General features: G+C 69.8%; 25 protein-coding genes. 14 read left to right on the top strand and 11 right to left on the bottom strand.

Annotation, left to right across the window (positions count from 1 at the left end; genetic code table 11):
• The first annotated feature begins 3 nt into the window (after window positions 1-3).
• The gene (locus ASG17_RS15500) at window positions 4-867 is read left to right on the top strand and encodes a hypothetical protein (protein ID WP_056103940.1); all 864 of its coding nucleotides are present in this window, start codon (window positions 4-6) and stop codon (window positions 865-867) included.
• 10 nt (window positions 868-877) lie between these two features.
• Here ASG17_RS15500 and ASG17_RS11855 read toward each other — a convergent pair whose 3' ends face one another.
• The 3 genes from ASG17_RS11855 to folE all read right to left on the bottom strand — a co-directional run bounded on the left by ASG17_RS11855 (window position 878) and on the right by folE (window position 4,013).
• The gene (locus ASG17_RS11855) at window positions 878-2,686 is read right to left on the bottom strand and encodes a gamma-glutamyltransferase family protein (RefSeq protein WP_056103936.1); all 1,809 of its coding nucleotides are present in this window, start codon (window positions 2,684-2,686) and stop codon (window positions 878-880) included.
• Window positions 2,687-2,803: 117 nt separating this feature from the next.
• Complete coding sequence (locus ASG17_RS11850; RefSeq protein WP_056103933.1) at window positions 2,804-3,235, bottom strand: biopolymer transporter ExbD; 432 nt, start codon at window positions 3,233-3,235, stop codon at window positions 2,804-2,806.
• Between the two features lie 160 nt (window positions 3,236-3,395).
• Window positions 3,396-4,013: a GTP cyclohydrolase I FolE gene (gene folE / locus ASG17_RS11845; RefSeq protein WP_056103930.1), complete on the bottom strand. Its 618-nt coding sequence runs from the start codon at window positions 4,011-4,013 to the stop codon at window positions 3,396-3,398.
• 112 nt (window positions 4,014-4,125) lie between these two features.
• On the opposite strand from folE, the gene cysS reads away from it, so the two are divergent.
• Window positions 4,126-5,526 (top strand): cysteine--tRNA ligase, encoded by a 1,401-nt coding sequence (gene cysS / locus ASG17_RS11840; RefSeq protein ID WP_056103927.1) that lies wholly within the window; start codon window positions 4,126-4,128, stop codon window positions 5,524-5,526.
• A 36-nt stretch (window positions 5,527-5,562) separates the two neighbouring features.
• The gene (queF, locus tag ASG17_RS11835; protein WP_056103925.1) at window positions 5,563-6,024 is read left to right on the top strand and encodes a preQ(1) synthase; all 462 of its coding nucleotides are present in this window, start codon (window positions 5,563-5,565) and stop codon (window positions 6,022-6,024) included.
• A 3-nt stretch (window positions 6,025-6,027) separates the two neighbouring features.
• Here queF and ASG17_RS11830 read toward each other — a convergent pair whose 3' ends face one another.
• From ASG17_RS11830 to ASG17_RS11820, 3 genes are all read right to left on the bottom strand, one after another.
• A complete protein-coding gene (locus tag ASG17_RS11830; protein ID WP_056103922.1) occupies window positions 6,028-9,192 on the bottom strand; it encodes an efflux RND transporter permease subunit in 3,165 nt (1,054 codons plus the stop codon).
• A 2-nt stretch (window positions 9,193-9,194) separates the two neighbouring features.
• Window positions 9,195-10,340, bottom strand: a complete 1,146-nt coding sequence (locus ASG17_RS11825; RefSeq protein WP_056103919.1) for an efflux RND transporter periplasmic adaptor subunit — start codon at window positions 10,338-10,340, stop codon at window positions 9,195-9,197.
• Between the two features lie 104 nt (window positions 10,341-10,444).
• Window positions 10,445-10,792 carry a hypothetical protein gene (locus tag ASG17_RS11820; RefSeq protein ID WP_156367850.1) on the bottom strand — a complete coding sequence of 116 codons (348 nt, stop codon included), beginning with the start codon at window positions 10,790-10,792 and terminating at the stop codon, window positions 10,445-10,447.
• Between the two features lie 94 nt (window positions 10,793-10,886).
• On the opposite strand from ASG17_RS11820, the gene ASG17_RS11815 reads away from it, so the two are divergent.
• Both ASG17_RS11815 and ASG17_RS11810 read left to right on the top strand, forming a co-directional pair.
• On the top strand, window positions 10,887-11,738 hold the full coding sequence (locus tag ASG17_RS11815) for a DUF817 domain-containing protein (RefSeq protein WP_056103913.1): 852 nt from the start codon (window positions 10,887-10,889) through the stop codon (window positions 11,736-11,738).
• Window positions 11,735-12,448: a class I SAM-dependent methyltransferase gene (locus ASG17_RS11810; protein ID WP_056103910.1), complete on the top strand. Its 714-nt coding sequence runs from the start codon at window positions 11,735-11,737 to the stop codon at window positions 12,446-12,448. The genes ASG17_RS11815 and ASG17_RS11810 overlap by 4 nt, the downstream gene beginning before the upstream one ends.
• Here the strand turns inward: ASG17_RS11810 and ASG17_RS11805 are convergent.
• Window positions 12,445-13,044: a nitroreductase family protein gene (locus tag ASG17_RS11805; protein WP_056103908.1), complete on the bottom strand. Its 600-nt coding sequence runs from the start codon at window positions 13,042-13,044 to the stop codon at window positions 12,445-12,447. The genes ASG17_RS11810 and ASG17_RS11805 overlap by 4 nt on opposite strands.
• A 45-nt stretch (window positions 13,045-13,089) precedes the next feature.
• Here ASG17_RS11805 and ASG17_RS11800 point away from each other — a divergent pair, with 45 nt between their 5' ends.
• The 8 genes from ASG17_RS11800 to ASG17_RS11765 all read left to right on the top strand — a co-directional run bounded on the left by ASG17_RS11800 (window position 13,090) and on the right by ASG17_RS11765 (window position 19,940).
• Entirely contained in the window at window positions 13,090-13,764 is a 675-nt protein-coding gene (locus ASG17_RS11800) for an NUDIX hydrolase (RefSeq protein ID WP_056103905.1), read from the top strand.
• Between the two features lie 19 nt (window positions 13,765-13,783).
• On the top strand, window positions 13,784-14,605 hold the full coding sequence (gene cysE, locus ASG17_RS11795) for a serine O-acetyltransferase (RefSeq protein ID WP_056104369.1): 822 nt from the start codon (window positions 13,784-13,786) through the stop codon (window positions 14,603-14,605).
• A 76-nt stretch (window positions 14,606-14,681) separates the two neighbouring features.
• The gene (locus tag ASG17_RS11790) at window positions 14,682-14,894 is read left to right on the top strand and encodes a DUF3126 family protein (protein WP_056103902.1); all 213 of its coding nucleotides are present in this window, start codon (window positions 14,682-14,684) and stop codon (window positions 14,892-14,894) included.
• Between the two features lie 84 nt (window positions 14,895-14,978).
• Window positions 14,979-15,644: a hypothetical protein gene (locus ASG17_RS11785; protein ID WP_156367849.1), complete on the top strand. Its 666-nt coding sequence runs from the start codon at window positions 14,979-14,981 to the stop codon at window positions 15,642-15,644.
• A 3-nt stretch (window positions 15,645-15,647) separates the two neighbouring features.
• Window positions 15,648-16,517, top strand: a complete 870-nt coding sequence (locus tag ASG17_RS11780; protein ID WP_056103896.1) for a 50S ribosomal protein L11 methyltransferase — start codon at window positions 15,648-15,650, stop codon at window positions 16,515-16,517.
• Window positions 16,518-16,571: 54 nt separating this feature from the next.
• Window positions 16,572-17,051: a hypothetical protein gene (locus tag ASG17_RS11775; RefSeq protein ID WP_056103893.1), complete on the top strand. Its 480-nt coding sequence runs from the start codon at window positions 16,572-16,574 to the stop codon at window positions 17,049-17,051.
• A gap of 41 nt (window positions 17,052-17,092) precedes the next feature.
• A complete protein-coding gene (locus ASG17_RS11770; protein WP_056103890.1) occupies window positions 17,093-18,904 on the top strand; it encodes an aminopeptidase P family protein in 1,812 nt (603 codons plus the stop codon).
• A 52-nt stretch (window positions 18,905-18,956) separates the two neighbouring features.
• The gene (locus tag ASG17_RS11765) at window positions 18,957-19,940 is read left to right on the top strand and encodes an aldo/keto reductase (protein ID WP_056103887.1); all 984 of its coding nucleotides are present in this window, start codon (window positions 18,957-18,959) and stop codon (window positions 19,938-19,940) included.
• A 137-nt stretch (window positions 19,941-20,077) separates the two neighbouring features.
• On the opposite strand, the gene ligA is transcribed toward ASG17_RS11765, so the two are convergent.
• Window positions 20,078-22,399, bottom strand: a complete 2,322-nt coding sequence (gene ligA, locus ASG17_RS11760) for an NAD-dependent DNA ligase LigA (protein WP_056103884.1) — start codon at window positions 22,397-22,399, stop codon at window positions 20,078-20,080.
• 70 nt (window positions 22,400-22,469) lie between these two features.
• Here ligA and ASG17_RS11755 point away from each other — a divergent pair, with 70 nt between their 5' ends.
• Window positions 22,470-23,429: a M20/M25/M40 family metallo-hydrolase gene (locus ASG17_RS11755; protein WP_056103881.1), complete on the top strand. Its 960-nt coding sequence runs from the start codon at window positions 22,470-22,472 to the stop codon at window positions 23,427-23,429.
• Here ASG17_RS11755 and ASG17_RS11750 read toward each other — a convergent pair.
• Genes ASG17_RS11750 through ASG17_RS11740 form a run of 3 tightly spaced genes read right to left on the bottom strand, consistent with a single transcriptional unit; the run spans window position 23,426 to window position 25,237 of the window.
• On the bottom strand, window positions 23,426-23,875 hold the full coding sequence (locus ASG17_RS11750; protein WP_056103878.1) for a hypothetical protein: 450 nt from the start codon (window positions 23,873-23,875) through the stop codon (window positions 23,426-23,428). The two genes, ASG17_RS11755 and ASG17_RS11750, sit on opposite strands and share 4 nt — an antisense overlap.
• A 4-nt stretch (window positions 23,876-23,879) precedes the next feature.
• Window positions 23,880-24,854: a prolyl aminopeptidase gene (gene pip / locus ASG17_RS11745; RefSeq protein ID WP_056103875.1), complete on the bottom strand. Its 975-nt coding sequence runs from the start codon at window positions 24,852-24,854 to the stop codon at window positions 23,880-23,882.
• A 14-nt stretch (window positions 24,855-24,868) separates the two neighbouring features.
• The gene (locus tag ASG17_RS11740; protein WP_056103873.1) at window positions 24,869-25,237 is read right to left on the bottom strand and encodes a DUF423 domain-containing protein; all 369 of its coding nucleotides are present in this window, start codon (window positions 25,235-25,237) and stop codon (window positions 24,869-24,871) included.
• Window positions 25,238-25,275: the final 38 nt, after the last annotated feature.

The following is a 25,275-nucleotide window of genomic DNA, read 5'->3' as shown; positions in this document are numbered from 1 at the left end:
CGCATGAAAGCCCCGCTTCTTGCCGCCGCCGCCACCGCCGTACTGACCCTCAGCGGGGGATCGGCCTGGTCGCAGTCCACGGACCGATCGGCGTCCGATCTGACGCGCGATCTGAACGCCTTGCCGGCCGGCGCGGTCATCGCGCCCGTCAGCCCCCCGTCGCCGTCCCCGACCCCGACAGCGAGCACGCCGGCTCGCGCGCCCGTGTTGGGGCCGACCGCCGCGCCTCAGCCGGCCCGGCCCGCGACGACGACCCCGGCGCCCACGCCCGGCGCCGCGGCGCTGAACACCAGCTATGGGCCTCCCGCCACACCGATCGCGGCGCCGACGGCGACGGCCCCAGCGCCCGCGCCTCGGCCGACCACCCAGCCTCCGGCCTCCACGACCCCTTCGCGACCGGCGACTGCACCGGCGCCGACGCCGCGTCCCGTAACGCCGGCGGCGGCCTCGACCGCGCCGACCGCCGCTGCGCCGACGCCGGTCCCCACGCCCGCACCGGCTGTGGTCGCGATGGATGTTGCGGCGATCTCGGCGCTGCCGTTCAGCCTCACATTGCCGCCCGGTTTCATCTTGGTGGAGGGGCGCGCCGGGCCGAACGCCCACATCTATTCGGTGAAGCGCGGCGATGAGACCTTCGCCATGGTCTACACGGGCGCCACGTCTCAGTTCCCGATCTACGACGGCCAGATGGTCCAGGCCGCCGGCCGCACCAGCATCGTCGTCACCGAGGACGGCAGGCGCACCGCGGCCGAACACCTGTTCCAGCGCGCCACCGCCCCGGCCGAAGTCCATGTCTGGATCTCCAGCCTCGACGGCGCCGACCGGGCTCTTGCCGAGGGCATCGCCCAGTCTGTCGACGTGCGCTGATCGCGCGCCGTCAGTAGGCCAGCGCCAGCCCGTCCTTGCGCATTTCCGACGCCGCGCCGTAGGTCCAGGGGCCGCGCGCATTCTGTTGACGCACCACATTCTGATAGCCGCCGAACCCGCCGTCGGGCGGCCCCAGCACCCATCCCATGGCCTCAAGCCCACGCCGCGTCGCCTCGGGCACGCCGCTTTCCAGATTGAGGATGCCGACACCCTCGGCCGGCTGGCCGGTCGGTTCGGACGAGCCGTAGTGCTGCCAGCGCGGTGCGTCGCCGGCGGCCTGGGGGTCGAGGCCGTAATCGACCATGTTGATGATGATCTGCGCCTGACCCTGCGGCTGCATGGCGCCGCCCATGACGCCAAAGGCCATCCAGGGCTCACCGTCCTTGACCGCGAAGCCGGGAATGATGGTCTGGAAGGGCCGTTTGCCCGGCGCATAGACGTTGGGGTGGCCGTCGGTCAGAGCGAACAGTTCGCCCCGGTCCTGGAACATGAAGCCCAGCGGCTCATGGCCGTCATCCGGCGCGAGCCCTGAGCCCATGCCGCGATAGTTGGACTGTATCCAGCTGACCATCATGCCGTCGGCGTCCGCCACGCTGAAATAGGTGGTGTCGCCGTGGTGCGGGGCGTCGCCGGGGAAGACGCGGTCCATCACCCGGTCCGGGCGGATCAGTCGGGCCCGTTCGGCGGCATAGGCCTTGGAGTTCAGCCATTCGACCGGCGTCCGGCTGAAGCGGGCGTCGGCGAACCAGCGCGCGCGGTCCTCGAACGCCAGCCGCTTGGCCTCGGCCTGATGGTGCAGGGATGCGGCGGACTGGAAGCCCATCCCCTTCAGGTCGAACTGTTCGCAGATGTTGAGGACCTGGTTGGTCGAGAGCCCTTGGGTGTTCGGACCCAGGCCGAAGACGTCGACGCCGCGATAGTTGGTCTGGATCGGCTCGACCCATTCGGTGCGGTGCGCGGCCAGATCGGCGCGGGTCATCCAGCCGCCGATCCGCTTGAAATAGGCCTCGATGCTGTCGGCGATGGGGCCATCGTAGAAGGCGTCGCGTCCGCCCTCGGCCATCAGGCGAAGGGTCCTGGCCAGGAAGGGGTTGGCGAAGACCTCGCCCACGGCCGGGACCTGACCGCCGGGCGCCCAGATGCGCTTGCGGTTGTCGTTCTCCTCGATCGGATAGCGGCCCGCGTCGAAGGCGGCGAGGTTACGACTGAGGTAGTAGCCGATGACCTGCGGCACGGGCGCACCGGCCTCGCACAGGTCGGCGACGGGCAGCAGGACGTCCTTCCAGGCCAGCTTGCCATAGCGCTGGTGCGCGCTCCACCAGGCGTCGACGGCGCCGGGGACATTGACCGTCACGGCGCCGTAGCGGGGCAGGTAGCCGTCGATGGCCTTGGCCCGGGCGGTCTCCAGCGACAGGCCGCGCGGGCTGGGGCCCGAGCCGTTCAGACCGACGACCTTCCGCTGTTTCGGGTCCCACAGCATGCAATAGGCGTCGCCGCCGATGCCGTTGGCGACGGGCTCGAGGAAGCCCAGCGCCGCGTTTATGGCGATGGCCGCGTCGATGGCCGAGCCGCCGCGTCTCAGGGTGTCGATGCCGATCAGGGTGGCGGTCGGATGGGCGGTGGCGGCCGCGCCATGCGCCCCCCAGACTGTGGAGCGGCCGGTGAAGTTGACGCCCGTGATCCGGTCTCCGTGGCCGACGCCGGCAAAGGGATCGGTCGGCGGGGCGACCTGGGTCTGCGCGCGCGCGACGCTGCCCGTGCTCACGGCGCCGAGCGCCGCGCCGGCGGGCAGGGCGGCCAGGAAAGTGCGACGGCGCATGGGACGACTCCAAACTGAGAGGGGCCAGCGATCAGACGCGCGCGCCGGTCTCCGGTCAAAGAAAAAGGGCCGCGCCCGAAGGCAGCGGCCCCTGATCCGTCTGCGTCGGTGAGACGCCTACTCGATGTCTTCGTTCAGCAGGCCGACCTTCAGGAAGCCGTTGGTCTGCATGGTGTTCATGACTTCCATGAACTGGTCGTACTTCACTTCCGGCTGGGCGCGCACGAACAGGCGCTCGTCGCGGCAGTTCGGGGTCGGAGCGAGGGCGGCGCAAACCTCGGCCGGCAGGTTCTCGATCGTGACTTCCTTGGGACCGATGAAGAGCTTACCGCCCTCCTGGATCGAGATGTAGACCGGCTCCTTGGGGTTCGGGTCGTTATTCGGAACGGCCGGCGGCAGGTCCAGCTTGATGGACACGGTGGCCAGGGGCGCGACGACCATGAAGATGATCAGCAGCACCAGCATGATATCAACGAAAGGCGTAACGTTGATATCCGAGTTCTGACCGATGGTCTTGCCGCCTTGGGCGCCAGACAGTTTCGCCGCCATGCTGTGACTCCGGTAACGCGGCCGTATCGACGGCCGGCGAAGCTAATGGGTTCGGGGAGGTTCTTGGCGTCCCGGGCCGCGCTTGTAAAGCGGTCACGGCCCAAACTCGGTTCCTCGGCCGTCGAATACGCCTGTGGCGCGAAGCCTCACCCCTTGGAGGTCAGCCCTTGCCCGCCAGTTTCAGAAAGCGGTCCATCAGGGCCGGGTCGCTCTTGAAGGCGCCTGTGAAGCGGGTGGTGATGGTCGAGACGTGGCGGTGGTGCACGCCGCGAGTGGTCATGCACTGGTGTTCGGCGTCGATCATCACGGCGACACCCAACGGCGCCAGTTGTGATTCGATGGCGTCGGCGACGTCCTGGGTCAGGGTTTCCTGGTTCTGCAGGCGCCGCGCGAAGATTTCGACCACGCGGGCGATCTTGGAGATGCCGACGACCTTCTCGCCCGGGATGTAGGCGACGTAGGCCTTGCCCAGGAAGGGGGCCATGTGGTGCTCGCAGTGACTCTCGACCTCTATGTCGCGCAGCAACACCATGTCGTCATAGCCCTGAACGTCCTCGAACGTGCGGCTCAGCTCCTTGGCCGGATCGGCGTCATAGCCCTGGAACCAGTCGCCGTAGGCGTCGACCACGCGTTTGGGCGTATCGATCAGACCGGCGCGTGAGGGATCGTCGCCGGCCCAGGCGATCAGGGTGCGAACGGCCTCCATCGCGGCTTCGCGGCTGGGACGCTGCACCTGGTCGTTGCTGACCAGTACGGGCTTGGCGGGCGTGGCGGTCATGCAGGCTCTCGAACTGCGAACACAATGACCCCTATGGAAGTCATCAGTGACTGTTTATCAGCTTCGCGGCCTATATGGGACCGTCTGTCCGTCCTGCAAGAAAACCGACCGAATGCCGCTGACCCTCTATGACTCCCTGCACCGCGAGAAGCGGGTGTTCGAACCGCGCGATCCCAGCCGGGTGAGCCTCTATGTCTGCGGCCCGACGGTCTATGACTTCGCCCACATCGGCAATGCGCGGCCGCCGGTGGTGTTCGACGTGCTGGTGCGGCTGTTGCGGCGGCAATATCCGTCGGTGGTCTATGCGCGGAACGTCACCGACGTGGACGACAAGATCAACGCCAAGGCCGCGCGCGAGGGCGTGCCGATCGGCGAGGTCACGGCGCGGTACGAAGCCGCCTATCTGGCCGACATGCAGGCGCTGAACGTTTCGCCGCCCGACATCGCGCCGCATGTGACGGACCACATCGGGGCCATCGTCAGCCAGATCCAAGCCATCGTGGACGCCGGCTGCGCCTATGCGGCGGAAGGCCATGTGCTGTTCGACGTCTCCAGCTATCCGTCCTACGGCGCGCTGTCGGGCCGGAACCTGGACGACATGATCGCCGGCGCCCGCGTCGAGGTGGCTCCGTACAAGAAGAACGCCCACGACTTCGTGCTGTGGAAGCCGTCGAAAGAGGGCGAGCCGTCCTGGCCGTCGCCGTGGGGCGAGGGACGGCCCGGCTGGCACATCGAATGCTCGGCCATGATCGAGGAGACGCTGGGTCTGCCCATCGACATCCACGGCGGCGGCATCGATCTGGTCTTCCCGCACCATGAGAACGAGGTGGCGCAGGGCGTCTGCGCCCACGGCCACGCCCAGGCGGCGGGCGCGCCGGCGGAATACAGCCGCTACTGGATGCACAACGGCTTCCTGACCGTGGACGCCGAGAAGATGTCCAAGTCGATCGGCAATGTCCTGCTGCTGCACGATCTGGTGCAGCACATGCCGGGCGAGGTGGTGCGCTGGGCGCTGCTGAGCGCGCATTACCGTCAGCCGCTGGACTGGAACCAGGGGCTGCTGGACCAGAGCCGCAAGTCGCTGGACCGGTTGTACGGGGCGCTGGGTCGGGCTGCGGCGGTGGAGGCTTCGACCGACCAGCCGGGCACCGACTTCCTGGCGGCCATCGAGGACGACCTGAACACGCCGGGCGCGACGGCGACCCTGTTCGCCCTCTCCAGCGAGATCGAGCGCGGCATGACGGCGGGCGACACAGCGTCGGTGGCGCGGGCCAAGGGCGAGCTGCTGGCCGCGGCGAAGCTGCTGGGCGTGCTGCTGGCGGATCCGGCTGACTGGTTCGGCGGCGGCGACGACGATCTGAAGGCCGAGGTCGAGGCGCTGCTGGAACAGCGGGCGGCGGCGCGGGCGGCCAAGGACTGGCCAGAGGCGGATCGCATCCGTGACAGGCTGAATGCGCTGAACGTCGTGGTCATGGACGGACCGCAGGGCGCCACCTGGCGGCTGAAGGCGTGAGGTGACGGAGACGGCGGCACGCGCTAGAGCGCGCGGATGACCACCGACGTTTCCGGCCTCTCCCAGCTCGGCGCTCAGACGGCGCAGCCCACGTCGCCCGAGACGGCGGTGCTGGAGCGCGTGCCGAACCCGCACCCCGATACCCTGTACCTGGCCCGCTTCACGGCGCCCGAGTTCACCAGCCTGTGCCCCGTCACCGGCCAACCAGACTTCGCCCACATCGTCATCGACTATGCGCCGGGCGACTGGCTGGTCGAGTCGAAGTCGCTGAAGCTCTATCTGACCAGCTTCCGCAACCACGGCGCCTTCCACGAGGACTGCACCGTGGCCATCGGCAAGAAGATCGCCGATCTGCTGGCTCCGAAATGGCTGCGGATCGGCGGCTACTGGTATCCGCGCGGCGGCATTCCCATCGACGTCTTCTGGCAGACGGGCCCCGCCCCCGAAGGCCTGTGGCTGCCCGACCAGGGCGTGCCGACCTATCGCGGGCGGGGCTGATCGCTACCGCGTTCGCAGCCGGCGCCAGTCCAGCGCCGCCAGCACGGGCAGAACGATCAGGGTCAGCACCGTCGCGGTGGTCAGGCCGCCGATGACGACTGTCGCCAGCGGCTTCTGCACCTCCGCCCCCGCGCCCATCGCGAAGGCCATGGGGACGAAGCCCAGGACCGCGACCAGGGCGGTGGTCAGGACGGCGCGAAGACGGCTGACGGCTCCCTGAAGCGACGCCTCGAGCGGGGGCAGGCCCTCGTCCGTGCGCTGGCGGATGGCCTGCATCATGACCAGGCCGTTCAGGGTGGCGACGCCCGAGACCGCGATGAAGCCCACCGCCGCCGAGATCGACAGCGGCATCCCCCTCAGCGCCAGCGTCAGGGCGCCGCCGACCAGGGCCAGCGGGACGCCCGCGAAGACCAGCGCCGCGTCCTTCCATGAGCGAAGGGCCACGACCAGAAGCCCGCCGATGGTTAGGAACACGATCGGCACGATCAGGGCGAGGCGGTTCGAGGCGCGTTGCAGGTTCTCGAACTGGCCGCCCCAGTCGATCCAGCCGGACGGCGGGGGCTGGATCTGATCGGCGACCTTGGCCTGAGCCTCCGCGACGAAGCTTCCGAGGTCGCGGCCGCGGACGTTGGCCTGGACAATCATGCGGCGCTTGCCGTCCGAACGGCTGATCTGGCTGGGCCCTTCGGCGGTGTCGAAGCGGGCGACGGACGACAGGGGCACAGTCGGGGCCCCGGCCTCGGCGTTCTCGGGCATGACGGGCAGTTGCTCGAGGATGGCCGGGTCGTTGCGGAAGTCGTCGCCCAGACGGACCACGACGTCGAACCGGCGGTCGCCCTCGTTCACCTGGCCCGCCGAGCGACCGGCCAAGGCGATGGCGAGAGCGTCGGCGGCGTCGGACGCGTGGACGCCTTGGGCCGCCGCGACGGTGCGGTCGACGCTGGCGGTGATGGTCGGCTGGCCCGACACCTGTTCGACGCGGACGTCGGCGGCGCCGTCGATGCCGTTCAGCAGGGTCGCGACCTGCTGGGCCGTGCGGTCCATGGCGGCGAAGTCGTCGCCGTAGATCATCACCGCCACGTCGGAGCGAACCCCGGCGATCAGCTCGTTGAAGCGCATCTGCACGGGCTGGGTGAACTCGTAGTTGTTGCCCAGCAGGACCCCGAGCCGTTCCTCCATCCGCTCGACCACCGCAGCCTTCGCTTCGCCGGGGTTGGGCCAGTCGCGGCGGTCCTTCAGCATGACGAAGGTGTCCGAGATGGACGGCGGCATGGGGTCGGACGCCACCTCGGCCGTGCCGGTGCGGGTGAAGACGCGCTCGACCTCGGGCATGGCCTTCAGCGTGGTCTCCACCCGGAACTGCATGGCCTGGCTCTGTTCCAGTGAGGTCGAGGGGACGCGAAGCGCCTGGACCAGGACGTCGCCCTCATCCAGTTGCGGCACGAACTCTTGGCCCAGGGTCGCGAAGGCGACGCCGCCGGCCAGCAGCGTCAGGCCGGCGCCGATCAGCACCGCGCGGGGGCGGGCCAGGGCGGCAGCGAGTAGCGGGGCGTAGCGGGCCTTGGCGGCGCGCGTCAGCCGGGTCTCTTCGTGATCGGTCTTGGGTTCCTTCACCAGCAGGGCGGCCATGGCCGGGACGAAGGTGAAGCTGAGGACGAAGGCCGCCAGCAGCGCCAGCATGACGGTCGCGGCCATCGGCCCGAACATCTTGCCCTCCACGCCCTCGAACATCAGCAGGGGGGCGTAGACCAGCATGATGATGGCCTGGCCGAAGGCGGCGGGACGCGCCATCTCGCGCGCGGCGTCGGCGGCGACCGACAGGCGTTCGGCCGCGTTCAGGGCGCGGCCGGTCTCCTCCCGCTTCAGGCCGAGGCGGCGCAGGGTGTTCTCGATCACCACCACGGCGCCGTCGACGATCAGACCGAAGTCCAGGGCCCCGAGGCTGAGCAGATTGGCGCTGATGCCGAAGCGGTTCATCGCCGAGGCCGCAAACAGGAAGCTGAGCGGAATGATCAGGGCGGTGATGATCGCCGCGCGGACATTGCCGAGCGCGAAGAACAGCACGGCGATGACCAGCAGCGCACCGAGAGCCAGGTTGTGCTCCACCGTGCGGATCGTCGCCTCGACCAGATCGGTGCGATCCAGTTCGGGCCGCAGGCGAACGCCCGGCGGCATGCTGGACTGGATCTCCTTCAGCCGCTGGCCGACGCGGTGGGCCACCTCGCGCGAGTTCTCGCCCTGAAGCATCAGGGCGGTGCCGACGACGGTTTCTCGCCCGTCGGCGCTGGCCGAGCCGAGACGGGGGGCGCGGCCGATCTCGACCGTGGCGACGTCGGAGACGCGGATCACCTGACCGCCGCGATTGAGGATGGGCGTCTGGGCAAGATCCTCCAGGCTCTTCAGGCGGGCGTCGGCGCGAACGATGTAGGCCTCGCCCGCGCGGTTGATGTAGCCGGCGCCGGCGATGCGGTTGGCGTGCTCCAGCGCCTCGACCAGTTGCACCAGACCCACGCCATAGGCGGCGAGCCGGCCCGGGTCGGGATGGACGGCGTACTCCTTCACATAGCCGCCCAGCAAATCGACGCCGGCGACGCCGGGCACGGTCTTCAGCTGGGGGGCGACCAGCCAATCCTGGACGGTGCGCAGATAGGTGGCCTTCTCGGCGTCCGTGACCAGCCGTTCGCCCTCGGGCGTGACATAGGGCGCGCCGGTGCGAGCGGCGGGGCCGGTCAGCTCCAGCGTCCAGATGTAGACTTCGCCCAGACCGGTCACGACCGGACCCATCGAGGGCGACAGACCCTGCGGCAGGTCCTCGCGCGCGGACTGGATGCGTTCGTTGATCAGGTTGCGCGCGAAATAGATGTCGGTGCTGTCGGTGAAGACGGCCGTGATCTGCGAGAAGCCGTGGCGCGACAGGGAGCGCGTCTCGGTCAGGCCGGGCAGGCCGGCCAGCGCCGTCTCCAGCGGGAAGGTGACCTGGCTCTCGACCTCCTCCGGCCCCATGGCGGGGGCGACGGTGGTGACCTGGACCTGGCGGTTGGTGATGTCCGGCACGGCGTCGATCGGCAGGCGCATCAGTTCGCGCGTACCCAGAACGGCCAGGATGAGGGCCAGTCCGACGACCAGCCAGCGGTGGCGCACGGCGGCGCCGATGATACGGTCCAGCATGATCAGTGCCCATGCTCCGCTTCGCCCTTGGCCAGTTCGGCCTTGAGCAGGAAGGCGCCGGCGCCGGCGATGCGTTCGGACCCGGTCAGGCCCGAGACGATCTCGATGCGGCCGGCCAGGGTGCGGCCGGTGACGACGGGACGGGCGCGGAAGCCGCCGGCCTCTGCGACAAAGACCGACGGCACGCCCTCCAGTGTCTGGACAGCGTCCAGCGGTACGACGATGGCCCCGCGACCGGCCGAGGCGGTGATCCGGGCCGAGACGACCGAGCCGGCAGGAGGCACGGCGCCGGTCGGGCGAGCGCGAACGATGACGACGCCGGCCTCGTTGGCCGGGGCGATGGCGACGACGACGCCCGAGACGGCGCCGGCGCCGGCGATCGAGCTTTCCAGCGTATCGCCGATGCTGAGCAGGGCGGCGGCCGCCGGCGGGGCTTCGAACACCAGTTCGACGCGGCGCGGGTCGGAGACGGCGGCGACCTGAAGAGCCTCCTCATGCAGCACCTGGCCCGGCGCAGCGCTGACGCGGGTGACGACGCCGGCGATCGGGCTACGCACGACGGTCAGGCCATTCGAGCCGGGCGAGCCATAGGCGCCGACGCGGGCGCGCGCGGCGCGCAGGTCGGCCTCGGCGCGCCTCGCCTCGGCCGCCGTCACGTCAAGACGCGCCTGCGAGACCCAGCCCTGGGCGAACAGGGTGCGGTCGCGGCGCTCGGCGGCGCGTGCGGCGTCGGCCTGAGCCGAAGCGGCGTCGGCCTCTGCCCGCGACGCGGCGCCGTCGGGACTGCGCAGAGTGGCGAGGGGCGACCCCGCGGCGACCCTGTCGCCCAGGCCGACGTGGACCCGCGCCACAGCCCCGGCCAAGGGGGCGTCGACCGAGGCCTCTGCGCCCGGAGCAAAGGCGACCCGGCCGGGCAGTTTCAGCTCCGCGCCGCCGCCGCGTTGCAGGGCGACGATGGAGACGCCGGCCGCTGCGGCCTGATCGGGCGTCAGGGCGACGACGCCGCCTTCGGGGTCGATGTCTTCATGGCCTGCTTCGACGTGACTGTCGGCGGCAGGCGGTCTCAAAAGGTGAGCGGTTCCGAAGCCGACGCCTAATGCGGCGACGACGGCGGCGCCGGTCGTCAGCCAGTATCTCTGCGATGTCATGGAGGATCCTCAAACCGGCGCGCGGCCGGTCCAGTCAGCAGGGCGCGCGCTCGTGAAAGGCGACGCGTTCGGCGAAAGTCCGGGCGTCTCACGCCCAGCGAGGATCAGATGCGGGGAGGGCGACGCGGGCCGGCGGCGTCGGCCAGCGGAGGAGCGATCGAGTGGCTCCACGACAGGGGCACCGTGAAGGTCGACACGGTCTGGATCATCGACACGTCCGGCGCGGTCGCTGGATGCGGCGCATGACAGCATCCATTGGCGCAGGCCTGGCCGCAGTCGGCGCACGGCTGCTTCGCTTCATCGACCGTAGCGCCCGACGCGAGGGCGACGGTGGCGCAACCGGCGTCCACGCAGGCGTGAGCCCCCAGCGCCGGCACCATCGCGGCCAGCGTCAGCAACAGCAGGCAGGCCAGCCGCAGACGACGGATCATGCTCAGGGGCAGAGACAGCATCACGCGGCGCATTAACACGGCTTGCGGCGTCACGCACCGGGCACGCCGCCGCAGCCCTAGTCGGCGCTACTGCAAGCGGACTAGCCTGTGCGCCATGACGCAGCGTCTTCCTCTCGAGGCCTGGGGCCGGCGGCTCCTGACGGACGCGCAGGCGTGGGCCGATCGGTCGCGCTGGCGCGGCTATCTCTATGAGTTTCTGTGGTTCGGGCTGAAGCAGGGATGGGCGTGCCTGTTCGGCGGGCTGATGCTGATTCTGATCGTCGGCACCTTTTTGCTGTGGCCCGACGGCGCGCCTGTGTCGCGCTACGACTTCCTGGTTGTGGGCGCACTGGCGGTCCAGGCCGGAATGCTGGCGTTTCGGCTGGAGAGCTGGTCCGAGGCGCGGGTCATCCTCGTGTTCCACATCGCCGGGACGATCATGGAGCTGTTCAAGACCGCGCACGGATCGTGGGCCTATCCCGAGGACAGCGTGCTCAGGATCGGCGCCGTGCCGCTGTTCTCGGGCTTCATGTATGCGGCGGTCGGCAGCTACATCGCGCGGGTTCAGCGCATCTTCCACATCAAGGTGCGGGGCTATCCGCCGCTATGGGCGACGTGGCTTCTGGCGGCGGCGATCTATGTGAACTTCTTCGCTCACCACTGGCTGCCCGACGCGCGCTCGGCGCTGTTCCTGGCGACGGGAGCGGTGTTCGGATCGGGCTGGTTCTACTTCACGGCGGACCGGACGCGGCGGTCGATGCCGCTGCTGGTCGGCTACGGGCTAGTGGCGCTGTTCATCTGGTTCGCCGAGAATCTGGGCACCTTCGCCCGCGCCTGGACCTATCCGGGGCAGGAGGGCGCGTGGGAGATGGTTTCGCTAAGCAAGCTGGGCGCCTGGTTCCTGCTGATGATCATTTCGGTGGTGCTGGTCTCGCTGGTGCACCGGCCGGAGGAGGAGCCGCGATGAGCGATGGGTGGGAAGAGTCGGCGCAGGCGTGGATTGCGTCGCAGGGCGACAGCGGCGACTTCGGGCGGCAGTGGGTGATGGATGCGCCGATGCTGGCGCGTGTGCGGCGTGGACGTTTCAGGCGTGCGCTGGATGTCGGCTGCGGCGAGGGGCGGTTCTGCCGGATGCTGAAGGCCGAGGGCGTCGAGGCCGTGGGCATCGATCCGGCCCCGGCTTTGATCGATCACGCGCGGGCGATGGACCCGGGCGGCGACTACCGCGTCGAGGCGGCGGAGGCGTTGGGATTCGCGGACGGGTCGTTCGATTTGGTGGTCAGCTATCTGTCGCTGATCGACATTCCCGATGCGGGTGCAGCCATCGCCGAGATGGCGCGGGTGCTGGCGCCCGGCGGGACGCTGCTGATCGCCAATCTGGCGGGTTACAACTCGGCCGCCGACGCCAACGAGCTGGGCTGGGCGACGCTGGTGGACGGCCGCCGGGCCCATGCGATGGACCATTATCTTGAAGAGAAGGTCGGCTGGATCGCCTGGAAGGGCATCCGCATCCAGAACTGGCACCGGCCGCTGAGCACCTACATGACGTTGCTGCTGGAGCAGGGCCTGCGGCTGACCCATTTCGACGAGCCGCGCGCGCATGGCGGCGACCCGATGCGGCAAACGCATTACAACCGCGCGCCCTGGTTCATGCTGATGGAGTGGACCAAGCCCTAAGGCAGGATGGTGGTCAGTTTCGCCAGATCCGGCCGGTCGCGTTCCAGCGCCGGTTCATTCAACGAGCCGATGTGGATGAAGCCGGCGATCGTTTCGCCAGCCGTCACGCCGAACAGGGCGGCGGCTTCGGCGTCGTAGCTGTACCAGTCGGTGATCCAGCTGGACCAGAAGCCGAAGGCCGAGGCGGCGTGCTCGAGGTTCATGCAGACGGCGCCGGCCGAGAGCTGTTGCTCCCAGACGGGCTTCAGGCCGGGCGCGGCGGTGGAGATCACCAGGATGCTGACCGGCGCGGCGGTCAGCTTGGCCAGGACGGCGGCAGCCTTAGGCGACAGATTCTTCGTCTTGACCAGGGCGGCCAGTTGTTCGGCGATGTTCGCGCGGCTTTGCGGGCCCAGCACGACGAACCGCCAGGGGGTCATCTTGGCGTGGTCGGGCGAGCGGGCGCCGAGCTTCAGGATGGCGGCGATCTGCGCCTCGTCGGGGCCGGGGGTTCTCAGGTCCTGGGCCGGCGCCGAGCGGCGGACGGCCAGGCGATGCTGCATCTCTTCCGAGACAAGCGGGGCGGGGAGGGGTGCGCCGAGAGGATAGTCGGTCATGCGCCCTAGCTAGGCGGCGCGGGCCGTCTGCGCCATACCCGGCGCATGTCCAAATCGCCCCCGAAATCGTCGGCTGACTCCCGCGACTGGTTCGATGCCGACCGGCCGCTTCCGGCCTGGGATGACGGGTCGGACCGCCCGCCCGCTTGGCGCACCGAGACTAGCGAGGTCACGTTCGAGAACCCGTGGCTCAGCCTGACGCGGCACAAGGCCATCGCGCCGACGGGGGCGAACGCGGACTACACCGTCATGCGGCCTAAGAATCTGGCGGCCGGGGTGCTGCCGCTGCACGCCGACGGGACCGTGATCCTGGTGGGCCAGCAGCGGTTCGCCCTGATGAACTATTCCTGGGAGATGCCCGAGGGCGGCGCGCCTTACGGCGAGGACCCGCTGGCGGGGGCGCAGAGGGAGCTGGCGGAAGAGGCGGGACTAGTTGCCGCGACGTGGGTCGAGGTGCTGCGGATGGAGCTGTCCAACTCGGTCACGGACGAGCGGGCGGTGGCATGGCTGGCGTGGGACCTGAGCCCGACCGAGACGGCGCCGGACCCGACGGAGGTCATCGCCTCGGTGCGCGTGCACTTCATGGCCCTGATCGACGAGATCGGTCGCGGGGCGATCCGCGACGCGTTTACGGTGGCGACAGGACTTCGCGCCTACCATATGGCCCGCGAGGGGCTGCTGCCCGCATCACTGGCGCAGGCTATGCTGACGCGGGTATGATGGGCCGATGGAGCCGGTGATGACCAAGCTTGAAGTCGTCGCGTCGCAGGACAGCGTGTGGTCGCAGCTGCGCGCCTCCGCCGAGGACGCGGCGCGCAGTGAGCCGCACCTGGCCTCGGTGATGAATGCGACCGTGCTGTCCCACATCGACCTGGCCAACTCGCTCAGCTTCCAGATCGCGCGCAAGATCGGCGACAGCGAACTGGCGCCCATGAGCGTGCGCGAGGTCTGCGCCTTCGCCTACTGGTCGGACAAGGGCATTGTGGCGGCGGCCGAGGCGGACCTGAGGGCCGTGGCCGAGCGCGATCCGGCGATCCGGTCGCTGCTGCAGCCGTTCCTCTACTTCAAAGGCTTCCAGGCGCTGCAGGCGTCGCGGGTGGCGCACTGGCTGTGGACGCAGGGGCGCGAGACGCTGGCCTTTCATTTCCAGAGCCGCATCTCCGAGCTGTTCCAGATCGACATCCATCCGGGGGCGACCCTGGGCAAGGGGCTGTTCTTCGACCACGGCACGGGCATCGTCATCGGCGAGACGGCGGTGGTGGGGGACGACGTCTCCATGCTGCACGGCGTGACCCTGGGCGGCACCGGGGCCGAGCGCGGCGACCGTCACCCCAAGATCGGCAAGGGCGTGCTGCTGGGCGCCGGCGCCAAGGTGCTGGGCAATATCGAGATCGGCGACTACGCCAAGGTGGCGTCCGGCTCGGTAGTGCTGAAGCCCGTGCCGTCGGGTTGCACCGTGGCCGGCGTGCCGGCGCGGCTGGTCAACTGCCCCACGGGCGCCGAGCCGGCGCGGACGATGGATCACACTCTGGCCGACGTGGTCTACGACTTCGTCATCTGAGGGTTTCTTTCGCGGGGCCGCTTCTCTAGGGTCCGCCGCCTCGCATTCACCTGCAATTCACACGGAGGCCCCGGCCGTGAAAGACACCGACATCAAGCGCGTCGAAAGCCACCTGAAGCGCACCTTCAACACCGGCGGCATCATCCTGAAGGCCCGCCCCAAGCAGAACGACTCGGCCGAGGTCTATGTCGGTGACGAGTTCATCGGCGTCGTCTTCGAAGACGAGGACGAGCCCGGCTCCTTCATGTTCGAGATGGCCATCCTGGCCGAGGACCTGCCGGAAGCCTGAGGCTTTCCCCGGCGGACAAAGAAAAAGGGCCGGACGGGGCGATCCCGTCCGGCCCTTTCTATTTCAGCGCGGAGTGATCAGCGCTTGCCGAAGATGGCGTCGCCGAGCGTGGCGAAGAAGCCCTTCTTGGCGGGAGCGGCGGCCGGCTTCGGAGGCGTAGCGGGGGGCGTGGCCGACGGGGTAGCGGCCGGGGCCGGCGTCGGAGCCGCTGTGGGAGCGGGTGTCGGAGCCGGCGAGGCGGCGGGCTTCGGAGCCGGGGCTGCAGCAGCGGCTGGCTTCGGCGCGGTCGCGGGCTTGGCGGCGGCGGGGCGGGTCTTGGGGGCCGTGGCTTTCGGCGCGGGCTTGGCGGTCGCCGTCTTCGGCTTGGCGACAGCCGCGGACTTCACGGACTTGGGCGCGGCGGCCTTCGGTGCGGCGGCCGGCTTTGCAGCCTTGGGAGCGACGGCGGACTTGGTCGCGACCTTGGGCGCAGCCTTGACAGCCGGCTTGGCGGCGGGCTTCGCAGCCGCCTTGGGCGCGGTCTTGGCGGCCGGAGCGGCCTTCGGCTTGGCGGCGGCGGCCGGCTTCGGCGCGGCGGCCGTCTTCGGAGCGCTCGACTTTGCCGCCGGTTTCGGCTTGGAAGCGGCGGCGGCCTTCGGGGCCGCTGATTTGGTGGAAGGTGTTTTGGCCATGGTTTGCCCGACCCCTATGTTGATGCAGATGCGCGCCGGCTCGGGCCGGGCCACGATTCGGCATGATAACGGCGTTTAGGAAATGTCCGAGTCCGCCCTTCAAATAATCGCACACGGAACGCGCGCGGCCGCCGAGGCCGGCGCCGCCCGTCTGGACGCCGACCCCCTGCTGGAAGGCGCCACCTATTCCATCCTCGAGGAAGACGAGGATCGCGGCATCTGGCGCATCGACGCCTTCCCGACCTCGGCTGAGGAAGCCGACGGCGTTCAGGCGCGCCTGAACGCGGGTGGCGACCTGAAGGTGGTCGTCGAGGATCTGGCCGATGCCGACTGGCTGGCCATGTCGCTGTCGGGCCTGCCGCCGGTGCGCGCCGGCCGCTTCTTCGTCTACGGCGCGCATGACGGCGGCCGGGCGCCGGTCAACGCCGTGAAGCTGAAGATCGATGCGGGCGCCGCCTTCGGCACGGGTCATCACGGCACGACCGTCGGCTGCCTGGAAGCCTACGACCGCCTGCTGAAGCGCGAGCAGTTCGAGCGCGTGCTGGACGTCGGCTGCGGCACGGGCGTCTTGGCCATCGCGGCGGCCAAGACCGGCAGCCGCGTCGCCATCGGCACCGACATCGACGCGCCCTCAGTCCGCATCGCCAACGAGAACGCCATGCTGAACCAGGCCCATGCCCGGTTCGTCTACGCCTCCGGCCTGAACGCTACCTCGGTGCGCTCGCAAGGGCCCTACGACCTGGTGTTCGCCAACATCCTGGCGCCGCCCCTGGTAGCCCTGGCGCAGGACATCAAGATGGCGCTCAAGCTGGACGGGGTGGCCATCCTGTCGGGCCTGCTGCGGACCCAGGAGCGGCGCGTCACCGCCGCCTATCTGGCGCGCGGCTTCAAGCTGGAGCACCGCATCCACCACGACGCCTGGAGCGCCCTGACGCTGCGCAGGGTGGGTTAACGGTGGAACCGTCACGCTGGCGCGCCGTTCCGACGCCGCAACAGGAGACGGACCATGAGCGACTTCGACCCCGCCGTTGAGCGCCGCACGGTGATCGAAACCCAGCCTGGCCAGGTGGACACGGTCGAGACCGTCGTCGTGCGTCATGATTCGTCAAACTTGGGTTGGTGGATCGCCGGCGGTCTGGCGGCGCTGATCCTCCTGGCGGTGATCTGGCTGTTGGCGACACGCCCGGCCGAGACGACGACCACGGATCTGCAGGCGCAGTCGGTCGCCGAAACGGAGGCCGCGCAGGCCCGGGCGGATGCCGATCGTCTGGCGCTTCAGGCCCAGATGACCAGCAATGCGCAGACCGTGGATATCGCGCGCTCCGACGCCGCTCGCGCCCAGGCCGAGGCCGCTCGCGCCGCCGCTGAAGCCCGCGCCGAGGAAGCCCGCGCCGTTACTGCACTCAGCACGCCCGCCCCTTCGCCGAGCGCGCCCGTCTCGACCCCGGCGCCGGCCGTCGTGACGCCGACCACGCCGCAGCCCTAGAGCCTCTAGCCGGAGGCGGTCGCGCGGCTTAGATCGGGGCCATGAGACAGTCCTTCGAAGAGACCACCGATCCGTCGTTCGGCGCCCATCATCTGCCGCTGGTGCGGGCGCGCATGGCCGAGCAGGGCCTGGACGGCTTCCTCGTGCCGCACGAGGACGAGCACCAGAACGAATACCTGCCCGAGGCGAACGAGCGCCTGGCCTGGCTGACCGGCTTCTCCGGCTCGGCGGGGGCGGCGGTGGTGCTGAAAGACCGGGCGGCGGTGTTCGCCGATGGCCGCTACACCGTGCAGGTACGGGCCCAGGTCGACCCCGGCCAGTTCGAGATCCTGGACCTCGTCGAGGGCGGGGTGCCGGCCTATCTGGAGCAGGCGCCCAGAGGTGCGGTCATCGGCTACGACGCGCGGCTGCACAGCCCCGACGCTTTGGCGGTCCTGTCCCGCGCGGCAGCCAAGGCGGGCGCCAGCCTGAAGGCGGTCGACGCCAATCCGCTGGATCAGGCCTGGGATGATCGCCCGAGCCAGCCGCAGGCGACGGTGGTCCCGCATGAGGATCGCTATGCCGGCGAAGCGGCTTCCGCCAAGCGGGCCCGTATCGGCGCGGCGATCGCCGGGGCGGGCGCCGATGCGGCGGTGATCACGGCGCCGGCGTCGCTGGCCTGGCTGCTGAACATCCGCGGCGGCGACGTGATCCGCACGCCGCTGCCACTGGGTCAGGCCATCGTCGCGGCCGACGGCGGGACGCGGCTGTTCATCGACCCGGCCAAGGTGTCGAACGAACTGCCCGCGTGGCTGGGCGACCAGGTCCTCATCGAGGGGCCGGAGCAGCTGGAGCCCGCGCTGGCGTCGCTGTCGGGGCGCAAGGTGCTGGTCGATCCCGGTCAGTCCTCGGCCTGGTATTTCGATCAGCTGGCCGCCGCCGGCGCGACCGTGGTGCGGGCGCAGGACCCCTGCACCGTGCCGCGCGCGACCAAGAACGCTGTGGAGATCGAGGGCTCGCGGCAGGCGCACATCCGCGACGGCGCGGCCCTGACGCGGTTCCTGCACTGGGTCGATACGGTGGCGCAGACCACCCTGCCGGACGAGCGGGCGGTGGCCGAGGCGCTGGAGCGGTTCCGCGAGGCGACGGGCGCCCTGAAGGACCTCAGCTTCGACACCATCGCCGGCGCCGGACCGAACGGCGCCCTGCCGCACTACAAGCCGGTGACGCGGACCCTGCGGCGGATCGAGAAGGGCTCACTGCTGCTCGTAGACGGCGGGGGCCAGTATCTGGACGGCACCACGGACGTGACCCGCACCATGGCCATCGGCGAGCCAACGGCGGACCAGAAGCGGATGTTCACCCTGGTCCTGAAGGGCCATATCGCTATGGCGACCGTGCGCTTTCCGGCGGGCACGACCGGGCCGCAGATCGACGCCCTGGCGCGCCTGCCGATGTGGATGGCGGGGCTGGATTACGACCACGGCACCGGGCACGGCGTCGGCAGCTATCTGGGCGTCCACGAGGGGCCGGCGCGCATCTCCAAGGCGCCGAACAGCCAAGCCCTGCTGCCCGGCATGATCCTGTCGAACGAGCCCGGCTACTACCGCGAGGGGCACTGGGGCATCCGCATCGAGAACCTGCAGGTGGTCACTCCGGCCGAGCCGATCCCCGGCGGCGAGCGGCCGATGCTGGGCTTCGAGACCCTGACCCTCGCGCCCATCGACCGCCGCCTGATCGACGTCGCCCTGCTGACCCCCGACGAGCGCGCCTACATGGACGCCTACCACGCCGAGGTCCTGGCCAAGGTCGGGCCGTTGCTGGATGCGACCGTGCGAGGCTGGCTGGAAGCCCAGTGCGCGCCCTTGACGTGAGCCTGTGAAGCGCCACCTGCGGAGGGTCACCCCCATCGCAGGAGATCGCCCCATGAAGACGCGCACGCTGGGCCGCGCCGGTCCGCAGGTTTCGGCTATCGGCCTGGGCTGTATGGGGATGAGCGCCTTCTACGGCGGGTCGGACGAGGCGACCTCGCTCGGGGTCATCCACCGGGCGCTGGACCTGGGCGTGACCTTCTTCGACACGGCCGAGGTCTATGGGCCGCACACCAACGAGCTGCTGGTCGGCAAGGCGCTGAAGGACCGGCGGGACCAGGCCTTCGTCGCCACCAAGTTCGGCATCAACCGGCTGGCCGACGGCTCCATGCTGACCGACGGCACACCCGCCAACATCCGCCGCGCCATCGAGGGCAGCTTGAGCCGGCTCGGGATGGATCACGTCGATCTCTACTACCTGCACCGCACCGACCCGGCGACGCCGATCGAGGAGACGGTGGGGGCGATGGCGGAGCTGGTGACCGAGGGCAAGGTCCGGTTCCTGGGCCTGTCGGAAGCCGCGCCCGAGACCCTGCGGCGAGCCCATGCGACCCATCCAATCACGGCGCTGCAGACCGAGTATTCGCTGTGGAGCCGCGAGCCGGAGGACGAGCTGTTCGGCCTGTGCGAAGATCTCGGCGTCGGCTTCGTGCCTTACAGCCCACTGGGGCGCGGCTTCCTGTCGGGCGACATCCGCTCGATCGACGACCTGGGGCCGGACGACAGCCGCCGGATGATCCCGCGCTTTCAGGGCGAGAACTTCCAGAAGAACCTGGACCTGGTCGAGGCGGTGAAGGCCATCGCCGCCGACAAGGGCGTGACGGCGGCGCAGCTTGCTTTGGCCTGGGTGCTGCGCCAGTCCGACAACCTGGTCCCCATCCCCGGCACCCGCCGCGTGCGGACGCTGGAGGAGAATGTCGCGGCGACCGAGATCGTGCTGACCGACGAGGATGTGGCGCGGATCGAGGCGATCTTCCCCAAGGGCGCCGCGACCGGGCACCGGTACGCCCCCGCAGCGCAGGCGGCGCTGAACCGATAGTCGCTTTCCTCCCCATTCTCGATGGGGAGGGGGACCACGAAGTGGTGGAGGGGCTGCGACAAGCGCTGTGCTTAAACAGCCCCTCCGTCGCGCTGCGCGCGCCACCTCCCCATCCGCATTCGCGAATGGGGAGGAAATTAGTTGCCGATCAGCGCCAGCCAGTCGTCTTCGCTGAGGACCGTCACGCCGTGCTTCTGGGCATCGGCCAGCTTCGAGCCCGCGCCGGGACCGGCGACGAGGTAGTCGGTCTTCTTCGACACCGAGCCGGAGACCTTGGCGCCCAGGCTTTCGGCGCGGGCCTTGGCTTCGTCGCGGGTGAAGCGTTCCAGGGCGCCGGTGAAGACGACGGTCTTGCCCGAGACAGGGCTGTTCGCCTGGGGGCGTTCGGCGTCCTCGATCGTGGTCAACTCGGCGACCAGGGCGTCGACGACGGCGCGGTTGTGGGGCTCGTGGAAGAACTCGGCGATGGCGCGGGCGGCGACAGGGCCGACGCCGGCGATGCCGCCGATTTCGCCGAGGGTGGCGGAAGGGCCTTCAACGCGGGCGATCTCGGACAGGCGGCGGATGGCGGCCCAGTCGGGGGCGATCTCGGCCAGGGCGCGGCGCGCGGGCGCGGCGACGCCCGGGAAGGCGAAGGCCAGCTTCTGGTCGAGGGGCGCGTCGGGCCAGGGATCGTCGGCAGTTGGCTCGGCCGCGGCCAGCACGGAGAGCGTGCGGGGCGAGACGCCGTGGCCCTCGGCCAGGCGGGTCCAGTCGGGGGAGGGGACGCCCCCGGCGGCCGCTTTGCCCGCTTCGTAGAAGGCGCTCCACGAGCCGAAGTGTCGCGACAGCAGCAACGACGTCTGCTCGCCGATCTCGCGGATGCCCAAGCCGAAGATCAGGCGGTCGAGCGCGATGGTGCGCCGGTTGTCGATGCCGGCGATCAGGTTCCGCACACTGGTCTCGCCATAGCCGTCCTCGGCCCGCAGCTGGTCCAGCTTCTCGGCATCGCGCGCCAGACGGAAGATGTCGGCGGGTTCGTTCAGCCAGCCGCGCTCGTGGAAGGCGACCAGCTGCTTCTCGCCCAGGCCCTCGATGTCAAAGGCGCGGCGTCCGACGAAATGCTTCAGCCGCTCGACCAGCTGGGCGTTGCAGATCAACCCCCCCGTGCAGCGGCGCCTGACCTCGTCGCCTTCGCGCACGGCCTCGGAGCCGCAGATGGGGCAGTGGGTCGGGAAGACGTAGGGCGCGGCGCTCGCCGGGCGTTTTTCCAGAACGACCCCGAGGATCTGGGGAATGACGTCGCCCGCGCGCTGCAGGATGACGGTGTCGCCGATGCGGACGTCCTTGCGAGCGATCTCGTCCTCGTTGTGCAGGGTGGCGTTGCGGACCACGACGCCGCCGACCGTCACCGGATGCAGGCGCGCGACGGGGGTCAGGGAGCCGGTGCGGCCGACCTGGATGTCGATGCCCTCGAGGACCGTCTGGGCCTGCTGGGCCGGGAATTTGTGGGCGATGGCCCAGCGCGGGGTGCGGGAGACGAAGCCGAGGCGGGCCTGCCAGTCCAGGCGGTCGACCTTGTAGACCACGCCGTCGATGTCATAGCCGAGGCCCGCGCGATCGGTTTGCAGGCCGTTGTAGATCGCCTCCAGCCCTTCGGCGTTCTCGACGCGGGTCGAGCGGGGATTGGTGGTGAAGCCCCAAGCCTTCAGCGCCTCCAGCGCGCCCCACTGCGTGTCTGCGAACGGCTCGGACACCTCGCCCCAGGCGTAGGCGAAGAAGCGCAGGGGCCGCTGGGCGGTGATGGTCGGGTCCTTCTGGCGCAGCGAGCCGGCCGAGAAGTTGCGGGGGTTGGCGTAGGTGCGCGTCCCGGCCGCCTCCGCCGCCGCGTTGAAGGCGTCGAAGGCGTCGTTGGGGGCGTAGACCTCGCCGCGCACCTCAATGACCTTGGGCCAGCCCGAGCCGGAGAGGCGGTGGGGGATGTCGACGATGGTCTTCAGATTGGCGGTGACGTCCTCGCCCGTCTTGCCGTCGCCGCGGGTGGCGCCCTGGATCAAGACGCCATCGACGTAGCGAAGTGAGGCGCTGAGGCCGTCGATCTTCGGCTCGGCGGTGAAGGCCAGGGGCTCGTCGGCGGGCAGCTTCAGGAAGCGGCGGATGCGGGCTTCGAAGTCCGCGACCTCCGCGTCCGAAAAGGCGTTGTCCAGCGATAGCATGGGCACGCCGTGGCGCACCTCGGCGAACTGGCTGGAGACGGGGCTGCCCACGACCTGGGACGGGGTGGCCGCGCTGGTCAGGTCGGGAAAGCGATCCTCGATGGCCAGGGCGCGGTGCTTCAGGGCGTCGTAGTCGGCGTCGGAAATCTCCGGTGCGTCGTCGCCGTGGTACAGGGCGTCGTGGCGCGCCAATTCGGCCGTCAGGCGGCTCAGCTCGGCCTCGGCGTCTGCGACGGACAGGGATTCGACGGGCGTCTCTGACATGGCCGCATCTAGCCCGCAGGTGACAGGATGCGGAAGCGCTCTATGGTCGCCGCACCTGTTCGGAGTTCGCATGACCCGCCTTTGCCGCCGCCTGATCCCGCTGAGCCTCGCCGGCGCCCTGTTGGCCGGCTGCATGCACACGTCGCCGCCGGCGGTGGTGACGCCGGCCATGCCCAGCGGCGACTACGCCCAGTTGCTGGAGGATGTGCGTGTCCTGTCGGCCGACGACATGCAGGGCCGGGACACCGGATCGGAGGGCGGGGCGCGGGCGCGGGCCTATATCATCGGCCGGCTGGAAGCCTTGGGCGTCGCGCCGTCGTCGATGGGTCGCGAACAGCCGTTCGAGGCGGCCGGCCATACGCGCGAGGGGCCCAAGACCTTCAACGGCGTCAACATCCTGGGTCAGATCCCGGGCACGCGCGTGGGCGGACGCTGGATCGTGGTGACGGCACATTACGACCACGTCGGGGTCAACGACGGCCAGATCTTCAACGGTGCGGACGACAACGCCTCGGGTGTGGCGACCATGCTGGAGTTGGCCCGGCGGCTGAAGGCCCAGGCGCCGGAGCACAGCGTGCTGTTCGTGGCCTTCGACGGGGAGGAGCGCGGGCTGATCGGAGCCAAGCGGTTCGTCGAGGCGCCGCCGTTCCCGCTGGACTCGATCACGCTGAACCTGAACTTCGACATGACGGCGCGGGCCGAGACCGACAACCATCTGTGGGTCACGGGGACGTATCAGCATCCCGAGCTGCGGCCGTTGCTGGCCAGCATCCCGGCGTCGGGGGCGATCTCGCTGGCCTTCGGCAAGGACACGCCACAGGACCTGGAGGAGAACAACTGGGTCGATGCGTCCGACCACGGCGCCTTCCACGCGGCAGGCGTGCGGTTCCTCTACATGGGCGTGGATTATCACCCCGACTATCACCGGCCGACGGACGACTTCGACAAGATCCAGCCGGCGGTGTTCGCGGGCTCGACCGAGCTGGCGATCGCGGCGTTTCGGGCGCTGGATCAGGCGCTGGATCGTTAGGTCTTCGCGCGGGCGGCCTTGATCTTGGCCAGAAGCGCCGCACGGGCCTTGGCCTGGGCGGCGTCCAGGACGGCGGCCTCTGTGTCGAGCGCCTTGCGGCGTTCGGTAAGATCCGCCTGCTCCTCGGCGTGGCGGGCGTCGAGGGCTTCGAGGTCGGCCTTCAGCGCCGCCAGTTTCACCTCGGCCTTGCGGGCGGCGGCGTCGGGCCTGCGCCTGAGGGGCGCCGCCTCGCCGATGTCGACGGCCTCGCCGCGCTTGATGACCTCGCCGGGTGATTTCAGGGCCGCGTCGACGTCGGGGCCTTCGGTGATCTCGTGGGCCAGGCCGGTCTGGAACAGGTCCTGTTCCGAGCCCCAGGCCGCGAGCGCCTTGGGACGCGAGGACGCAGCGACCGTGTAGGCGTGGAAGCCGTCGGACCAGCTGAAGACCTTCAGCCGCGCCGCCATCCGATCAGACGCCCGCCGCCCAGTCCGTGGCGCGGATCAGGCTGTCGACGATGCCGGGCTCGGACGAAGCGTGGCCCGCGTCGGGGATGACCTCCAGCCTCGCTTCGGGCCACGCGCGGTGCAGCGCCCAGGCCCCGGACATGGGCGTGACCATGTCAAAGCGGCCCTGGGCGATCCAGCCGGGGATGTGGCGGATGCGGCCGATGTTCTTGATGATCCAGTCTTCCTCGGGGAAGAAGCCGCCGTTCACGAAGTACCAGCATTCGATGCGGGCGAAGGCGACGGCGAATCCGGGCTCGGCGAACTTGTCGGGACGGGCGGTCGGGCCCTCTACGCTGACTGTCTCGCCTTCCCAGCTGGACCAGGCGATGGCGCACTCGATCTTGGCCTTTTCGTCATCGCCGGTCAGCCGCTTGTAGTAGGCGCCCATCAGGTCGCCGCGCTCGGCCTCGGGGATGGGGGCGACGAACCGTTCCCAGGCGTCCGGCGCCAGCATCGAGGCGCCGTCCTGGTAGAACCAGAGCAGCTCCTTCTTCGTCAGCAGGAAGATGCCGCGCAGGACCAGGGCCGAGACCCGCTCCGGGTGGGTGATGGCGTAGGCCAGCGACAGGGTCGAACCCCAGGAACCGCCGAACACCACCCATCGATCGACGCCGCAGCGTTCGCGCAGACGCTCAATGTCCTCGATCAGGGTCCAGGTGGTGTTGTCCTCCAGCGAGGCGTGAGGGCGGGATTTGCCGCAGCCGCGCTGGTCGAACAGGATGATGCGGTATTTCGCCGGATCGAAGTAGCGGCGCATGCCCGGATTGACCGCGCCGCCCGGACCGCCGTGCAGGACCACGACGGGGATGCCCGACGGGCTGCCGCATTCCTCGTAATAGATTTCGTGCTCGCCCTCGGTGCTCATCCACCCGGACGCGAAGGGCTCGATCTCGGGATAGAGGTCGCGGCGCGGTGCGGTCGGGGCGGGGAAGGACATACGAGGCGACTCTCTCAGGACGCGAGCGCGCCCGGGCCTTGCCGGAATGCCGCGAAGGCCAGCAAAAGCCAAGCCGCGATCATCAGCAGGCCCCCGATCGGCGCGACCGCTCCGAACGCCGGCGTGCTGGTCCAGATGATCAGGCAGAGCGCCAGGCAGAAGATCAGGCCGCCTGTCGCCGCCAGCCAGCCGGCGATCTGAACCAGACGCCCGCCGTGGAAGGCGCAGACGATGGCCAGGATGGCGTGGGCCAGCAGGTAGTGGCCGCCGGTGGTCAGCAGCGTCTTGACCGGCGGGGCGGCGCCATGAGCGGCAAAGGCCCCGACGGCGACGGAGAGCGCCCCGTTCAGGGCGGCGAAGACGGCGAGCGAGCGATTCATCATGGGCGAAACGTACCGCAATCCCATCGGCTCCGAACCTG

The sequence above is a fragment of the Brevundimonas sp. Leaf363 genome, assembly GCF_001424025.1.
Taxonomy (GTDB): domain Bacteria; phylum Pseudomonadota; class Alphaproteobacteria; order Caulobacterales; family Caulobacteraceae; genus Brevundimonas.
Note: the sequence above shows the minus strand (reverse complement) of the source record. Positions and strands in the feature narration are given on the sequence as shown.

Excerpts from the sequence above, each read along its gene's own strand:
- ASG17_RS11770 (WP_056103890.1), top strand. The coding sequence starts at position 17,093 with ATGAGACAGTCCTTCGAAGAGACCACCGATCCGTCGTTCGGCGCCCAT.
- ASG17_RS11740 (WP_056103873.1), bottom strand. The coding sequence starts at position 25,237 with ATGATGAATCGCTCGCTCGCCGTCTTCGCCGCCCTGAACGGGGCGCTC.
- ASG17_RS11750 (WP_056103878.1), bottom strand. The coding sequence starts at position 23,875 with ATGGCGGCGCGGCTGAAGGTCTTCAGCTGGTCCGACGGCTTCCACGCC.
- ASG17_RS11820 (WP_156367850.1), bottom strand. The coding sequence starts at position 10,792 with ATGCTGTCTCTGCCCCTGAGCATGATCCGTCGTCTGCGGCTGGCCTGC.
- ASG17_RS15500 (WP_056103940.1), top strand. The coding sequence starts at position 4 with ATGAAAGCCCCGCTTCTTGCCGCCGCCGCCACCGCCGTACTGACCCTC.
- pip (WP_056103875.1), bottom strand. The coding sequence starts at position 24,854 with ATGTCCTTCCCCGCCCCGACCGCACCGCGCCGCGACCTCTATCCCGAG.
- cysE (WP_056104369.1), top strand. The coding sequence starts at position 13,784 with ATGACCAAGCTTGAAGTCGTCGCGTCGCAGGACAGCGTGTGGTCGCAG.
- ASG17_RS11815 (WP_056103913.1), top strand. The coding sequence starts at position 10,887 with ATGACGCAGCGTCTTCCTCTCGAGGCCTGGGGCCGGCGGCTCCTGACG.
- ASG17_RS11800 (WP_056103905.1), top strand. The coding sequence starts at position 13,090 with ATGTCCAAATCGCCCCCGAAATCGTCGGCTGACTCCCGCGACTGGTTC.
- queF (WP_056103925.1), top strand. The coding sequence starts at position 5,563 with ATGACCACCGACGTTTCCGGCCTCTCCCAGCTCGGCGCTCAGACGGCG.
- folE (WP_056103930.1), bottom strand. The coding sequence starts at position 4,013 with ATGACCGCCACGCCCGCCAAGCCCGTACTGGTCAGCAACGACCAGGTG.
- ASG17_RS11780 (WP_056103896.1), top strand. The coding sequence starts at position 15,648 with ATGTCCGAGTCCGCCCTTCAAATAATCGCACACGGAACGCGCGCGGCC.
- ASG17_RS11850 (WP_056103933.1), bottom strand. The coding sequence starts at position 3,235 with ATGGCGGCGAAACTGTCTGGCGCCCAAGGCGGCAAGACCATCGGTCAG.
- cysS (WP_056103927.1), top strand. The coding sequence starts at position 4,126 with ATGCCGCTGACCCTCTATGACTCCCTGCACCGCGAGAAGCGGGTGTTC.
- ASG17_RS11775 (WP_056103893.1), top strand. The coding sequence starts at position 16,572 with ATGAGCGACTTCGACCCCGCCGTTGAGCGCCGCACGGTGATCGAAACC.
- ASG17_RS11825 (WP_056103919.1), bottom strand. The coding sequence starts at position 10,340 with ATGACATCGCAGAGATACTGGCTGACGACCGGCGCCGCCGTCGTCGCC.
- ASG17_RS11855 (WP_056103936.1), bottom strand. The coding sequence starts at position 2,686 with ATGCGCCGTCGCACTTTCCTGGCCGCCCTGCCCGCCGGCGCGGCGCTC.
- ASG17_RS11755 (WP_056103881.1), top strand. The coding sequence starts at position 22,470 with ATGACCCGCCTTTGCCGCCGCCTGATCCCGCTGAGCCTCGCCGGCGCC.
- ASG17_RS11765 (WP_056103887.1), top strand. The coding sequence starts at position 18,957 with ATGAAGACGCGCACGCTGGGCCGCGCCGGTCCGCAGGTTTCGGCTATC.
- ASG17_RS11830 (WP_056103922.1), bottom strand. The coding sequence starts at position 9,192 with ATGCTGGACCGTATCATCGGCGCCGCCGTGCGCCACCGCTGGCTGGTC.
- ASG17_RS11805 (WP_056103908.1), bottom strand. The coding sequence starts at position 13,044 with ATGACCGACTATCCTCTCGGCGCACCCCTCCCCGCCCCGCTTGTCTCG.
- ASG17_RS11810 (WP_056103910.1), top strand. The coding sequence starts at position 11,735 with ATGAGCGATGGGTGGGAAGAGTCGGCGCAGGCGTGGATTGCGTCGCAG.
- ligA (WP_056103884.1), bottom strand. The coding sequence starts at position 22,399 with ATGTCAGAGACGCCCGTCGAATCCCTGTCCGTCGCAGACGCCGAGGCC.